The organism is Pedobacter sp. AC163 (assembly GCF_979258665.1).
In genome coordinates this window covers 3,817,242-3,830,649 of the sequence record NZ_OZ409872.1, presented here as the reverse complement: position 1 = coordinate 3,830,649, position 13,408 = coordinate 3,817,242, and the positions used below count along the sequence as shown (strand labels likewise).

The following is a 13,408-nucleotide window of genomic DNA, read 5'->3' as shown; positions in this document are numbered from 1 at the left end:
CCCTAATACATGACTGATATTATTCACTTATTGCCTGATGCTGTTGCCAATCAAATTGCTGCCGGAGAAGTTGTTCAACGACCTGCTTCTGCTGTAAAAGAATTACTTGAAAATTCAATTGATGCTGGCGCAGATAAAATTCAATTGGTGATAAAAGATGCCGGAAAAGCACTCATTCAGATCGTTGACAATGGTTGCGGCATGAGCGTTACCGATGCCAGAATGTGTTTCGAGCGCCACGCCACCTCAAAAGTAAAAAAGGCCGAAGATTTATTTGCTATTCGTACAATGGGTTTTCGTGGCGAAGCGATGGCTTCGATAGCTGCAATTTCTCAGGTAGAAATGAAAACCCGCCGCCATGAAGACGAAATTGGTACCTGCATTTCTATTGAAGGTGCTGTAGTAACAGCACAAGAACCGGTGGCGACGCCTGCGGGCACACAGATTGCCATTAAAAATTTGTTTTACAATACCCCTGCCCGTCGTAATTTTTTAAAGAGCAATCCGGTAGAAATGCGTCATATTATTGATGAATTTACAAGGGTGGCACTAGCACACCCGACCGTATTTTTCAGCTTGCATCATGACGGAACAGAAATTTTTAACCTCCCAAAAGGGAACTTGAAACAACGTATTGTCCACATTTTCGGCAATAATTACAACGAGCGATTGGTTCCTGTAGAAGAGGAAACAACCATCATTAATTTAAAAGGCTACATCGGAAAACCGGCTTTCGCCAAGAAAACCCGTGGCGAGCAATTCTTTTTTGTAAACAATCGATTTATTAAAGATCCGTATTTAAATCACGCTGTAAGTTCGGCTTTTGAAGATCTTTTGCCAGATGATAGCTACCCGTTATACGTCCTCTTCATTGAAATTGATCCTTCAAAAATTGATGTAAACGTTCACCCTACCAAAACGGAGATTAAGTATTTAGATGAAAAATCTATTTATGCGATTATGAAATCGGCGGTTAAGCGTTCTATTGGCAGATATAACATCTCTCCTACTTTAGATTTTGATCAGGAAACGGGTTTCAGCAACATGATTACGCAAAAAGCAGTGGAAGATATTGTTCCGCCTAGTATTAATTTCAATCCCGATTTTAATCCTTTTGCCAGCGACAGCAGTTCCACTTCGGGATATGCCACCTCATCAAGAAACTATGAAGCAAAACCGAGTGCTAAAAACTGGGGCTCGCTTTATGAAGTGGTGGAGCAACCGGTGATCGAACAAACATCGTTTTACAACGACGAACCGGTTTTTGAAACGAAGCAAAAGCAATATATGCAATTGCATAACCGTTACATTGTTTCGCAGATTAAATCGGGTTTAATGGTTATCGATCAACAAATGGCACACGAGCGTATTCTTTATGAACGATTTCTAGTACATTTAGACGATAGGAAAGGCGCATCGCAACAAAGTTTATTTCCGCAAACCATTACCCTTAACGCCAACGATTTCGAACTGGCCAAAAGTTTATTGGACGATATAAAGAGTTTAGGCTTCGATGTACGTGAATTCGGAAAAAATACGTTGGTTGTAGAAGGTGTTCCGGTTGATTTAGGAAGCAGCAATATTAATGAAACACAGCTATTTGAGCAACTAATTGAAGGTTTTAAAAACTCTCAGCAGGAATTAAAGTTAACTAAAAGAGATAGCCTGGCTCGAACCCTGGCAAAAAACAGTGCTATAAAAGCGGGAACCGCATTAAGCCAGGAAGAAATGAATACGCTAATTGATGAACTTTTTGCCTGTAAAACTCCTAATTTTAGCGTGAGCGGAAAACCAGTAATTCAAACCATAACCTTGGGAGAATTAGATAAAAAGTTTGAAAAGTAAGGGCGAAGATTAAGGAATAAGGAGCAAGGGACAAAGAGCAAAGAGCCTGGAGCAAAGAGCAAAGAGCCAGGAACAAAGAGCAAAGATTCCTGAATAAAGAAAATAGAAAAACATAACAATAACGCTTTAAACTCCTCCCTTCTGGGGAGGTTGGGTGGGGCAAATAAATTCATAAATGAACAACCTGTATATCCCTCCAATAGTTAAAAACCTACTAATTATTAACATTCTCTTTTTTGTGGGAACTTATTTTTTAAGTTCTACCATTAATTTGGAAGATATGTTAGCGGTTTATTATTTTGACTCTCCCAAATTTGGCGGCTGGCAAGTAATCACTTATATGTTTATGCATGGTGGTATTGCTCACATTTTCTTTAATATGTTTGCGCTTTACTCCTTCGGTAGTTTATTGGAAACGCGTTGGGGAGGCAAAAAATTCCTGATATTTTATTTGATAACTGGCCTGGGCGCTTTATTACTCCAATGGGCAGTTCAAGCCATAGAGGTTAACCAAATTATTGGCCATTTTACGCTGTACGAAGGCTGGCAAAATCAAATAAAAAGTCAGGCAGATTACCAAACCATAGGACAAATTTACGGTGGAGGCATGTTAGGAGCATCTGGAGCAGTATTCGGGTTGTTAGTAGCTTTTGGAATGTTATATCCAAATGCTGAACTTTATATTATGTTTATTCCGGTACCGGTTAAAGCCAAATATATCATCCCATTTTATATTTTAGTTGAATTATTTTTAGGCGTTAGTCGTTTCGAAGGCGATTCAATTGCACATTACGCACACTTAGGCGGTGCTTTAATCGGCTTCATCCTGGTTAAAATTTGGAAAGATAAGAACACAAACTTTTATACTTACTATGAATAATACGGTTAAAGATTTAAAGTTTAAGATTTTTCAATCGGGCAATCCGCTATTTCTATATATAGGAATAAACGTGATTATCTTTTTGGTTACCGCCATTATTGCTGTATTCTTATTTTTAGGCAGAACCGATTTCATCATTGGAGATTGGATTAGAGAATATTTTGGCGTACCGGCTCAAATTACCGCTTTGCCAACCCGATTCTATACCATTTTCACCTACATGTTTTTCCATGATGGCTTTCTACACCTGCTGTTTAACATGCTTGGTTTATTCTGGTTTGGTAATATCTTTATGAACTTTTTGAAGTCCCGTCAATTTCATTTTGTTTATCTCGCAGGCGGGTTAGTTGGCGCTTTAATTTATATCGCCGGGTTAAATATCATTCCTGCCTTTGCTGATGGAATAATAAACAGAACTGTTGTTGGTTCTTCGGCTGCGGTAATGGCTATCATTGTGGCCACGGCTACACTGGTACCAAACTATAGCATTATGCTCTTGCTTTTTGGAGAAGTAAAAATAAAATGGGTGGCCATTGTATATTTCCTGTTGTCGTTTTTAGGCTTATCGTCTGCTAATGCAGGAGGGAATTTAGCGCATATCGGAGGCGCACTTCTGGGTTTCATCTTTATTAAAAGTTTGCAAAAAGGGAGCGACTGGAGCAAGATCTTCGAACGCAAACCTAAACTAAAGGTTGTACGCAATGAAAAACCTACTCCGAGAAAACCGGTTTTTAATGAGGTTTCTCAACAGGAAATTGATGCCATTTTAGATAAAATATCTTCATCAGGTTACGATAAACTATCTGCTACAGAGAAAGAAAAACTTTTTAAAGCAAGCAAAGATTAATGGCGAAAAAGAAATACAATTTCTTCGATAAACTTTTACTACCTGTTGCAGTACTACTGGCAATTGCTTTAATACTTGGTACTGTTGCCGGCAATATGGATCCACGCAAACATGCATTAATTGCATTTTTTGGTCTGGCTTATCCCTATGTATTATTTTTTCATATCATTTTTTTGGCTTGGTGGTGCATTAGTAAAAAATGGGTTTTTGCTATTGTAAGCATCATTGTTATTGCTTTTGGTTTTAAAACCTTAAAGGCAACTTTTTCATTTGGCGGCGATAAAGGTGGCCCGGAAAAAGTAGAGAATAGCATCAGAATGATGACCTACAATGTGCATACTTTTAAACTTTATGGAGGCGAAAATGACGAATCGGTAAAGGAAAAGATGCTTAAAGTAGTGAAAGATCAGAACCCTGATATTATCTGTTTCCAGGAATTTTATACCCGCTTTAAAGGCAACTTTGATATTATCGATAGCTTAAAAACGGTTTTAAAATTAAAGCATTTCTATTTCGTACCGACCAATAAGAACGACTTCGAGGCTTACGGGCTGGCTATTTTCACTAAATATCCGATAGTAGGTAGTGGTAAAATCCCTTTCGTAGATGGTTACAATGGCAACATGAGCATCTATGCAGATTTAAATATCTCGGGCAAAACACTTCGGGTGTACAATGTTCACTTCCAATCTATTTCGTTTGAAAAACAGGATTACGAATATTTGGACAAGGTTAAAGAAATGAATACCCAGCTTCAACCTTCAAAACGAATTTTGCGTATGCTTAAAAGTGCGTTTCTAAAACGCAGCGGCCAGGTAGATTTGATGAAAAAGGAAATGGCGTCATGTAAAACCCCCTATTTAATCGCCGGAGATTTCAACGATACTCCAGCATCGTATGTGGTTACTCAAATTACTGAGGGCTTAAACAATGCTTTCGTTAAAAAAGGCTCAGGTATGGGCAAAACTTACAATGGTAAATTTCCCAACTTTCAAATCGATTATATTTTAACCTCAAAAAATCTCGAAGTGTTAAACTATAACATCACGGAGGCGAAACTATCGGATCATTTCCCAGTAAGAAGCGACTTAAAGTTTGCCGAATAAACGCTCAAATTTGTTTATCACCTTTTCTATTACCGATTGCTTTCTTACCATACATCAACAAAACAGGAATTTGTAATGATGATATTTGACGCACAAAATTGAAAGAAAATATCATGAGCTTAATAGATGCACTAAACTGGCGTTACGCAGTTAAAAAAATGAATGGTCAGCCTGTAGAACAAGATAAAGTTGATCAAATTATACAAGCAGCTTTATTGGCACCAACTTCTTCGGGCTTGCAGCCGTTTAAAGTTATTGTAATTACCAATCAAGAATTGAAAGAAAAAATTGCTCCCATTGCTTATAACCAATCACAGATTATTGATTCATCACATCTATTGGTTTTTGCAGCGCAAGAAAATTATACTGACGAAGGTATCGATAAAGTGTTCGACAGAATGAATACGGAACGTGGTTTACCTTTAGATACAACTGATGCTTACAAAAACCAGTTGAAAGGGATGATCTTGTCGAAACCAGCAGAAGAAAACTTTCACCACGCTGCTAAACAAGCTTACATTGCCTTTGGTATCGCACTTGCTCAAGCTGCCCTTTTAAAAGTAGATTCTACTCCAATGGAAGGTTTTAATGCTGCAGAATTAGATGAATTATTAGGCTTGGATAAAAAACAATTAAAAAGTGTAACTTTATTGCCATTGGGCCATAGAGACGAAGCCGGAGACTGGTTGGTGAACATGAAAAAAGTACGCACACCTTTAAACGAATTCGTAATCGAATACAAATAAGAAATTCACATCCAAAGGTATAACGGAACAAGCTATTTAAAAGTAGCTTGTTTTTTTTTGCCTTTTTTTTTTCCTAACTTCTTTTATGTAAAAAAATGTTAAAGATGCATACAATTTAGGTGCTCTATTTTTAATTGGATATATTTACCTTTTAGTATTTAATTTCCAATTCATGAAGATTTTTAGATTACCGTTTTTAATATTTTCAATCTTATCACTCCTAAATTTATCTTCGTCGGCACAAACTGATACCGTTAGCATCAATACTTTAATAGCGACAACCAGTAAAGTTCTAAACGATTATCCTGCCGAAAAAATTTATCTTCATTTCGATAAGCCTTATTATGCCATTGCCGATACCGTGTGGTTTAAGGCTTATGTAACGGAAAATCAAAATTTCTTATCGGGCATAAGCAAAATCGTTTATGTTGATGTGATCAACCAAAAGGATTCGCTTATCCAAACCTTGAAATTGCCTATTGTAGGTGGCGTGGCGAACGGAAGTTTTCCATTAGATCAGGTAAACTATAAGCAAGGAAATTACCATATTCGGGCTTACACCATGTGGATGTTAAATTTCGACGACCCGAGTTATTTCAACAAGACTTTTTACGTGGGTGAGGCGATAGACAAAGAAGTTAAAACGCATATCACTTACAAGAATACCTCAACAGACAAGCTGGAGAAAATTGATGCCCGTATCCAGTTCAAAGATGCAAATAATAAGCCTTATGCAAATAGAAACGTAAGCTGGCAGGTGGTAACAAGCTTTACGGTGATTGCAAAAGGCAGAGGAACTACCGATGCGAACGGCTACCTCACCGTCGCCATGACTGCCAATCAAAAAGCCGAATATCAGCTTAAAAAAGGTGAACTGATTACCTCCATTAATACTACCGAGAAAGATCTGGTGAGCAATAGTTTTCAGCTGGAGAATGCCATCGTTACTAAAGATTTTCAACTTTTTCCTGAAGGAGGAAGTCTGATTGCTGGCCTAACCAATAAAGTCGCCTTTAAAGCTATTAAAAGTGATGGTTTGGGGATTAATTCAAAAGGTACCATAACCGATAATGATGGCAAACAGGTTGCCACATTTACGGCACAAAGGTTAGGAATGGGAAGCTTTAATTTGTTTGCCGAAAGTGGAAAAACTTACAAAGCCAATGTAACCTTTGCAGATGGAACGACACAAAGTTATTCGCTACCAGCAGTAAACGAATCAGGCATTTTAGTAAATATCGATAATAGCAATACGGAAAATGTTGCGGTTAAAATTATTTCAAATGATACTTTTTTCCAGCAGAACCAAGGCAAGAAATTTTACCTGGTTGCACAAAGCAAAGGCGTTATTTGTTACGGTGCCCAAACTGCACTTTCTTCCAAAGAATATAGCACCACTATTTTGAAATCTAAATTCCCAATGGGAATTGCCCAGTTTACCTTATTTACAGATGCAGGAAAGCCCTTAAGCGAGAGATTGGTTTTCGTACAGAATAAAAACACATTGAATGTAGCACTATCAACGCCCACACCAACATCTGGAATTAAGAAAAAGGTAAAGGTGAATATCGCCGCCAAAAAAGATGGTGTTCCGGTAGAGGGCTCATTTTCCATTGCTGTTGTTGATGAGAGCAAAGTTCCCTCTAGTGAAGATGGTGCTACAACCATTTTAACTGGATTACTTTTAAGCAGCGACCTAAAAGGATACATTGAAAAACCAAATTATTACTTCAACGCACCCGATGCGAAGAAAAATGCCGACCTGGACGTTTTGTTGCTTACCCAAGGATATCGATCTTTTAAATACACTGACATTTTAAGTAACAAATTGCCAAAAATCAGCTTCTTGCCTGAACAAGGTATCGACCTTACGGGTGTTTTAAGAATGAATAATGGTATTCCTGTAAGAAAGGGCACGATACTGGTAACCATACCAGATAAGCGTTTCAATTCGCAGGTGACTACAGATCCGGTAGGTAATTTTAAAATACAAAATCTAGTGTTAAATGATTCATCAAAAGTAACCATCTCGGCCAAATATAATGTGAACTATAAAGCCATGACGATTAGTTTAAATGGATCGCCAACGCCTGCCTTAACCAGAAATTTTAGTGCGGCAGAAGAGGTTTTAAATATCGATAGCGCATTAACCACTTACTTAGATAATAGTAAAAAACAGTATGCTTATTTACACACTTTAAAAGATGTGACCATTAAAGCGGCTACAATACCAAAGGTGAGCCACAAAGATTATCCTGCTTTAAGTGGTTTAAGTCAAATTGCCGACCATGAGATAACAGGCGATAGATTACAAGGCTGTAATTTGCTGATTAACTGTTTGCAAACGATGATGGCTGGTGTAACTTATATGGATAATAATTTTTATGTGAGCAGAGATTATAACCAAGGAAACAGAACGCCAATGGGCATTTTCATCAATGGAATGAATGTGGATGTAAATCAGATTAATACCTTAAATGCATCAGAAATAGAATCGATAGAAATCTTTTTAAGGGATGAGCTCGGCTTGGTAAACAGAGCAAACAATGTAAACGGGGTAATCGTAATCAATCAGAAAAAAGCACCGAAAGGACAGAAAATATCGAAAGCACAACTTTTGGATATGTTGCCTAAAAACTACGAGCTTACCTTCTCTCCGCAGGGATATAATAAGGAAAAACAGTTCTACTCGCCACGTTATGATGTACCGGCAAATATGAACAGAAATGATCTGCGCACCACTATTTATTGGAATCCAAAAATTGTAACAGATGCCACTGGAAATTCTTCGGTAGAGTTTTATAACGCCGATGGTAAAGGGCAATATAAAGTGATTATAGAAGGTATTGACGCCAACGGAAATATTGGCCGATCGGTAATGAAATATTTGGTGAAGTAGAAAAGCAATATTCGCATGATAATTTGATCGGAATCTTGAAGCGCTTTTTACCTGTCGCTTCAAGATTTTCGAATTTTCGTGACCATTTATGATGATTTCTTTAAAACATTGAAACACCAACTATCATCATCTCGAACGCATTATTTCACTGCGGAGAGATCTCTTCCGATACATAGCAAGTAGATTTCTCAATCGCGAAAAGCTCATTTTGAAATGACGGCGATCAATACAAAATAACTTTAAAACAAAGTATTGTTTGAAGGATAAGCGTGATTCTTCGAAAATTCAACACCAACTGTCGTCATCTCGAACGCAGTTTTTCACTGCGGAGAGATCTCTTCCGATACATATCAAGTAGATTTCTCAATCGCGAAAAGCTCATTTCGAAATGACGGCGATCAATACAAAATAACTTTAAAACAAAGTATTATTTGAAGGATAGGAATGATTCTCCAAAAAATCAACACCAACCGGCGTTATCTCGAACGCATTATTTCACTGCGGAGAGATCTCTTCTGATACATATCAAGTAGATTTCTCAATCGCGAAAAGCTCAATCCGAAATGACGGCGATCAATACAAAATGACTTTAAAATAAAGTATTATTTGAAGGATAAGAATGATTCTCCAAAAAATCAACACCAACCGGCGTCATCTCGAACGCAGTTTTTCACTGCGGAGAGATCTCTTCTGATACATATCAAGTAGATTTCTCAATCGCGAAAAGCTCATTTCGAAATGACGGCGATCAATACAAAATAACTTTAAAATAAAGTATTATTTGAAGGATAAGAATGATTCTCCAAAAAATCAATACCAACCGGCATTATCTCGAACGCATTATTTCACTGCGGAGAGATCTCTTCCAAAAAACTCTTTTAAGTAAAAACAAATACTAATAAATTGGATAAGGAATTTGCTCTCCCTTTAAGCCAGCCAAAATGTTTTCTACAATTAACTCCGCCATGGCCGCTCTGGTTTCTTCGGTAGCAGAGCCAATATGGGGTAAAACGGCAACACTTTCCATAAATAATAAAGGATTATTTTTATCCATTGGCTCCGGATTGGTAACATCCAAACCTGCACCCCAAATAATCTTTTCTTCCAAAGCTTGGATTAAGTCTTTTTCATTATGGATGCCGCCCCGAGCTGTATTAATAAAAATAGCATTCGGCTTCATTTTCTTGAATACATCAATCGAAAATTTACCTTTAGTTTCCGCAGTCAAGGCAGTATGAACGGTCAATACATCACTTTGGTCCAAAAGTTCATCGAATGAAACATATTTGGCATCAAGCTCGTTTTCGGCATCCTCGTTTCTAGATCGGTTATGGTAAATTACCTGCATGCCGTATGCAGCTTTGCATTTCTTTGCCATTTCCAAACCAATTTTACCTAAACCAAAAACACCAAGCGTTTTCCCGCTAATTTCAATACCCAGTTCCGTTGCAGGCTCGTATTTCTCCCACTTGCCATCTATAATTTTTCTGTACGAAAAGAAAGCTTTTCTCGATACCGCTATCATCAATAAAAAAGCAGTTTCGGCTGTTGCGGCACTTAAAACGCCAGGTGTGTTTCCAACAGGAATATTTAATTTTTTGGCAGTTTCTACATCAACCTGATCAAAACCCACCGAATGAAGTGCGACTACTTTTAAATGTTTACTGGCATTTAAAAAATCAGCATTAATTTTATTCGGACCAACACTTATAAACGCATCTTGATCCTTACAGGCTTCTATTAGCTCTTCAGGTGTAATTTGTCGTGTTTCTTTCCACTGGGTAATTTGTATATGATGATCTTCCAATTGCTGCAAAGCAACAGACGCAATGTATCCACTTATAAATACTTTCATACTCTTGAAACAGCAAATAATTATGGGTGTTTTAGCAAAAAAATATTAGTTATTTAACCTCAATGCTCAGCTTTTGATAGGTGTGTGCGCTGAAATATCCTAAAGCATTGTTCGAAATATTTGACGGTGGATTAGCAGGTGTAGTGCCTTGATTTGGCCCACGGCCAGATTGCTGGCTTAAGGTATACCAATAATCAAAAATATTAGAATCAATACTTTCGGCCTCTACGCTAATTTTATCTCCAGATTTCAATCCATCATCGTCATCATCATCCGATTCGTAAAAAAGCTGGATGCGCAATTTATTTCCATTAGTCAAGCGATCATTATTTACATATACTCTCCTTGAAAATAGATTATTTACGTATAAATTGAAGTGGTAAAAATTAGTTTCGTTAACAGGATCAACTAAATAGGCGGCTGCAGTTTTACGTTCATTGCCAAAGAAAGAATTGCTAACTACGCCTATCGAATCCAATTTTACCCGATTTGGCATTTTAGAAATTGCGGTATAAGTTTTACCTTCTACACTTACATTTAAGCTATAGGTATTACCAGAAATGCCACGCATCGCCTGTACATAAACGCCTGGCGTTTTTTCCATAAAGGTATATCTGCTTCCTTTATCATCAGTTACCATAACAATGGCGCCAGATACTTTCGGATAAATGCCCTTCTCATCATAGCCAACAGTTTTACTAATCACGATCTGCTGATCAATGAGCTGATCGGTAATATTGCCTTCGATTACAATTTGCGCTGCTGCGTTATTGGTATCCACTTCAATAATCTTTTTACAGGAAGTAAGGCAAAAACTTAAAACAGCTATATATAGAATAAATTTTTTCATGGTTTTAAAATTTAAAGTTCCAGGTTACCGATGGAATAATACCGAATAATGAGGTTTGTTCGGCCACAGTTTTACTTGGATCAGTCGGATCGTTAATAAATTCGACAGAATAAGGATTTTTTCTACCCAAGGCATTATACACGCCAAAATTCCAGCTCGATTGAAATCTGCCTTTATTTCTACCTTCAAGCGTTGCGCTTAAATCTAACCGCATATTGTAGGGCATTCTACCGGCATTTCTTTGGGTGTAATAATATACGGTTTGGCCGCCGACATTGTATTTCCCTGCCGGATAAGTCACCGCATTTCCTGTGCTGTAAATTAAGCTCGAAGAAAAAGTCCAGCGTTTATTTAAATTATAAATCCCCACAAACGATACATCGTGGGTACGATCTTGCCTGGATGGGAAATAATTGCCATTGTTCAATTCTGCAAACTTTCTTTCTGTTCTTGATAATGTGTAGCCCACCCAACCATTCAATTTCCCAAACTTCTTTTTAAAGAACAATTCCAAGCCATAAGCCCTGCCCGTTCCATATAAAAGTTCTGATTCTACGTTTGAATTGCCCAACAGTTCAGCAGCATCTCTGTAATCAATTTGATTTTGCATCCATTTGTAATACACTTCGCCAGAGAATTCATAGTTATTTTCAGCAAAATTTCTGAAATAACCAACAGCAACCTGATCTGCAATTTCTGGTTTAATGTTATTGCTACTCAAAACATATTGATCTGTTGGCGAGCTCGAGGTAGCATTGGTTAAAATGTGGATATTCTGCGTATTTCTGTTATAAGAAGCTTTAACAGAATTTTCTTCATTGAACAAATAGCTCAACGAAAAACGCGGCTCGAGATTTAAGTAATTCTTATAAAACTTACCGCTTTCTACTTTATCTGATGATAAAATATTGCCATCAGGATCGTAACTACCGAAATTACCCGGCCCTAATAATGAAAATGCAGCCAATCTTAATCCGTATAATAAATTCAGTTTTTCGGTTACCGCCCATTCATCAGAAACATATACGGCACTTTCTAAACCATAGCGTTTTTCTTGCGTAAGCGGATTAACCTGCGATTTCTGACTGGTGGTAATGTCAATTGGAGAAATGCGGTGGTGCGTGGCATTTAATCCAAAACGCAAAGTGTGCTTGTTGCTGAAATATTGAAAATCCTCTTTAAAGTTGAAATCCCGCACTAATGAGGTCGCCTTGAAATTGGTTACATCATTTAACAACCTCACCGTATAATTGTAGTTATTGTAAATTAATGAGGTATTAGAAAATAAACGATCATTAAAAATATGATTTAAACGGATTGTTGTGGTTACATTTCCCCAGTTATTCTCAAAAAGATCTTTAACCCCAATATTATCTTTACCAAAATAACCTGAGATATAAATGGTGTTTTTATCGTTGATTTTGTAGTTGGCTTTGGCATTGATATCGTAGAAATTCAAAGTACTGCCATTTATTGAAGAATCTGGCGAAGCCCTTAAAAACAAATCAATATAAGTTCGTCGAAAGCTCACCATAAATGAACCTTTATCTTTTACAATCGGCCCTTCTGCTTTCAATCGCGAAGCGATCAACCCAATTCCACCCTGAAACTTAAATTCCTTGTTATTCCCATCGTCCATTTTAACATCTAAAACCGACGATAACCTACCCCCATATTGCGCTGGCATACCGCCTTTGTATAGACTTACATCTTTAATGGCATCGGCGTTAAACGTGGAGAAGAAGCCCAATAAGTGCGATGAATTGTAAACCACAGCCTCATCTAAAATAATTAAATTTTGATCGGCAGCACCTCCACGAACATAAAAACCCGTATTTCCTTCGCCTCCGGATTTTACACCAGGCAAAAGTTGAATAGTTTTCAAAACGTCCTTCTCACCCAATAAAACAGGAATAGAGTTTAACGATTTCATATCAATACGCTCTAAACCCATTTGTGCGCTTTTTACGTTTTCATTTTTACGGTTATTGGCACTCACCGTAACTTCGGCTAAATCATTTGCATCCTTTAATTCTTCGTTAACTTTTGTATCCTTATTCAGATTGATAGTTTTTATAACACTTGCAAACCCCGTGTAGCTTATTGTTACGGTATAAATTCCTTCTGGTTGAGTAAGGGCAAAATAACCGTAATTATTGGTTAGCGTACCTGCTGAAGTTGCACCAGTAATTTTAACCGTAGCGCCGATAAGTGTTTCGCCAGAACTCGCATCGCGAATAGTGCCACTTAAAGTAAATTTATTTTGTGCGAAAAGGGTTAAACTAAAAAAACTAAGGAAGAAAATGAGCAAATACGGTTTTAACGGCATGTTTAACTGATCTGATTTTTAAGATGTTTTCAAATGTACGAATTTGAACCG

The 13,408-nt window shown here is 37.4% G+C and carries 9 protein-coding genes; 6 read left to right on the top strand and 3 right to left on the bottom strand.

Annotation, left to right across the window (positions count from 1 at the left end):
• Positions 1-9: 9 nt before the first annotated feature.
• From mutL to ACZZZK_RS16510, 6 genes are all read left to right on the top strand, one after another.
• Positions 10-1,845, top strand: a complete 1,836-nt coding sequence (mutL, locus tag ACZZZK_RS16535; RefSeq protein WP_463485091.1) for a DNA mismatch repair endonuclease MutL — start codon at positions 10-12, stop codon at positions 1,843-1,845.
• Positions 1,846-2,020: 175 nt separating this feature from the next.
• A complete protein-coding gene (locus tag ACZZZK_RS16530; protein ID WP_056848468.1) occupies positions 2,021-2,725 on the top strand; it encodes a rhomboid family intramembrane serine protease in 705 nt (234 codons plus the stop codon).
• Positions 2,718-3,572 (top strand): rhomboid family intramembrane serine protease, encoded by an 855-nt coding sequence (locus ACZZZK_RS16525; protein WP_463485090.1) that lies wholly within the window; start codon positions 2,718-2,720, stop codon positions 3,570-3,572. Before ACZZZK_RS16530 ends, ACZZZK_RS16525 begins: the two co-directional genes overlap by 8 nt.
• On the top strand, positions 3,572-4,678 hold the full coding sequence (locus tag ACZZZK_RS16520; protein WP_463485089.1) for an endonuclease/exonuclease/phosphatase family protein: 1,107 nt from the start codon (positions 3,572-3,574) through the stop codon (positions 4,676-4,678). Before ACZZZK_RS16525 ends, ACZZZK_RS16520 begins: the two co-directional genes overlap by 1 nt.
• Positions 4,679-4,791: 113 nt before the next feature.
• Complete coding sequence (locus ACZZZK_RS16515) at positions 4,792-5,424, top strand: NAD(P)H-dependent oxidoreductase (protein ID WP_056848465.1); 633 nt, start codon at positions 4,792-4,794, stop codon at positions 5,422-5,424.
• 172 nt (positions 5,425-5,596) lie between these two features.
• Entirely contained in the window at positions 5,597-8,323 is a 2,727-nt protein-coding gene (locus ACZZZK_RS16510) for a carboxypeptidase regulatory-like domain-containing protein (RefSeq protein WP_463485088.1), read from the top strand.
• A gap of 895 nt (positions 8,324-9,218) precedes the next feature.
• On the opposite strand, the gene ACZZZK_RS16505 is transcribed toward ACZZZK_RS16510, so the two are convergent.
• Genes ACZZZK_RS16505 through ACZZZK_RS16495 form a run of 3 tightly spaced genes read right to left on the bottom strand, consistent with a single transcriptional unit; the run spans position 9,219 to position 13,357 of the window.
• Complete coding sequence (locus tag ACZZZK_RS16505; RefSeq protein ID WP_463485087.1) at positions 9,219-10,178, bottom strand: 2-hydroxyacid dehydrogenase; 960 nt, start codon at positions 10,176-10,178, stop codon at positions 9,219-9,221.
• 49 nt (positions 10,179-10,227) lie between these two features.
• Positions 10,228-11,028 carry a DUF4249 domain-containing protein gene (locus ACZZZK_RS16500; protein ID WP_463485086.1) on the bottom strand — a complete coding sequence of 267 codons (801 nt, stop codon included), beginning with the start codon at positions 11,026-11,028 and terminating at the stop codon, positions 10,228-10,230.
• A 4-nt stretch (positions 11,029-11,032) separates the two neighbouring features.
• On the bottom strand, positions 11,033-13,357 hold the full coding sequence (locus ACZZZK_RS16495; RefSeq protein ID WP_463485085.1) for a TonB-dependent receptor: 2,325 nt from the start codon (positions 13,355-13,357) through the stop codon (positions 11,033-11,035).
• Positions 13,358-13,408: the final 51 nt, after the last annotated feature.

Bases quoted from the DNA above. Each gene is read 5' to 3' on its own strand.
- ACZZZK_RS16495 (WP_463485085.1), bottom strand. From the start codon at position 13,357: ATGCCGTTAAAACCGTATTTGCTCATTTTCTTCCTTAGTTTTTTTAGT.
- ACZZZK_RS16500 (WP_463485086.1), bottom strand. From the start codon at position 11,028: ATGAAAAAATTTATTCTATATATAGCTGTTTTAAGTTTTTGCCTTACT.
- ACZZZK_RS16520 (WP_463485089.1), top strand. From the start codon at position 3,572: ATGGCGAAAAAGAAATACAATTTCTTCGATAAACTTTTACTACCTGTT.
- ACZZZK_RS16510 (WP_463485088.1), top strand. From the start codon at position 5,597: ATGAAGATTTTTAGATTACCGTTTTTAATATTTTCAATCTTATCACTC.
- mutL (WP_463485091.1), top strand. From the start codon at position 10: ATGACTGATATTATTCACTTATTGCCTGATGCTGTTGCCAATCAAATT.
- ACZZZK_RS16505 (WP_463485087.1), bottom strand. From the start codon at position 10,178: ATGAAAGTATTTATAAGTGGATACATTGCGTCTGTTGCTTTGCAGCAA.
- ACZZZK_RS16525 (WP_463485090.1), top strand. From the start codon at position 2,718: ATGAATAATACGGTTAAAGATTTAAAGTTTAAGATTTTTCAATCGGGC.
- ACZZZK_RS16515 (WP_056848465.1), top strand. From the start codon at position 4,792: ATGAGCTTAATAGATGCACTAAACTGGCGTTACGCAGTTAAAAAAATG.
- ACZZZK_RS16530 (WP_056848468.1), top strand. From the start codon at position 2,021: ATGAACAACCTGTATATCCCTCCAATAGTTAAAAACCTACTAATTATT.